At 64.2% G+C, this 1,200-nt stretch carries 2 protein-coding genes; both read right to left on the bottom strand.

All coding sequences use genetic code 11. The features are described 5' to 3' along the window. Positions 1-606, bottom strand: a 606-nt coding sequence (locus HX846_RS36655; protein WP_178967395.1) for an FUSC family protein, incomplete at its 3' end; no start/stop codon positions are given. A gap of 10 nt (positions 607-616) precedes the next feature. Further along, positions 617-1,200, bottom strand: a 584-nt coding sequence (locus tag HX846_RS36660; protein ID WP_178967396.1) for a TolC family protein, incomplete at its 5' end; no start/stop codon positions are given.

A 1,200-nucleotide genomic window follows, 5' to 3' on the forward strand; every position in this document is an offset into this window, starting at 1 on the left:
GACGAACAGCGCGAACACACCGAAGCGCTGGTACAGGGCGTTGCGCATCGCAGCGCTGGCGGTTTGCGGCAGGATCGCGGCGCTGACCAGCGTGGAGCAGACAATCCCCAACGAGATTTCCAGGACTCGCCACACCGCCGCCATAAACGCGCCGTCGGGATGGGCCAGGGCCGGCAAGCCGACCATCGCCGCGGTGTAGCCGGCCAGCACAAAACCGTAGGCGCGAAAGTTGCGATTGCGGGTCGCGCCAGCAGTGCAGATGCCGACCCAGATCGCCAGCGAACCGAGGAACAGTTCAGTGTTCTGCGCAAACAACGCGATCAGGAACACCATCACCGCCGAGCCCGCCAGGGTGCCCAGGAAGCGGTAGAAACTCTTGGCGAACACCTGGCCGCTTTGCGGTTGCATCACGATAAAGACGGTGATCATCGCGGTACGCGGTTGCGGCAATTCCAGGCGCATCGCCAGCCACAGCGTCAGGAAGGCCGCGATCAGCACCTTGAAGATATAGACCCAGGTCACGCCGTCACTGCGTGCCCAATCGAAGAAACCACGGCGCCACTCAAGCGAGTGCAACCAGCGCAGCGGTGCAGGCAAGGGAGTCATCGCATCCTACTCAGTGATCAAACACGGCGAGGGCCGCCGGGGTCTTGCTCGGTAAGGTCTGGCTGTCCTGAGGCACATCGCTGCCGGCACCGAGGCCACCGCCCAACGCGGTCACCAGTTCGGCGTGGGCACTCAGGCGTGCAGCCTGGACCTGCTGCTGCACCTGCTGCTGGCGGAACAACAGGCTCTGGGCATTCAGCACGTTGAGGTAGTCGGTGAGGCCGCGCTGGTAGGCGATCATCGCGATGTCATAGGTTTTCTGCGCCGAGGCCACGGATTCGGCGGCGAAGGCTTGCTGCTTGTCCATCGACTCGCGGCGGATCAACTGGTCGCTGATGCCCTTGAGCGCGTTGACCAGGGTCTGGTTGTAGTGCGCGACGGCGATGTCGTAGCCGGCGCTGGCTTCACCCAGTTGCGAGCGCAGGCGGCCACCGTCGAAGATCGGCAGGCTGATGGCAGGGCCGGCGGTGTAGTTGAGTTTCTTGCCGGTCAGGAAACTCAGCATTCCGCCGCCGGTGGCGACGTAGCCGAGGCTGCCCACCAGGTCGACGTTGGGGTAGAAACCGGCGTGGGCCACATCAATGCCACGGGCCT

The sequence above is a fragment of the Pseudomonas sp. K5002 genome (genome assembly GCF_013386655.1).
Classification (GTDB): domain Bacteria; phylum Pseudomonadota; class Gammaproteobacteria; order Pseudomonadales; family Pseudomonadaceae; genus Aquipseudomonas.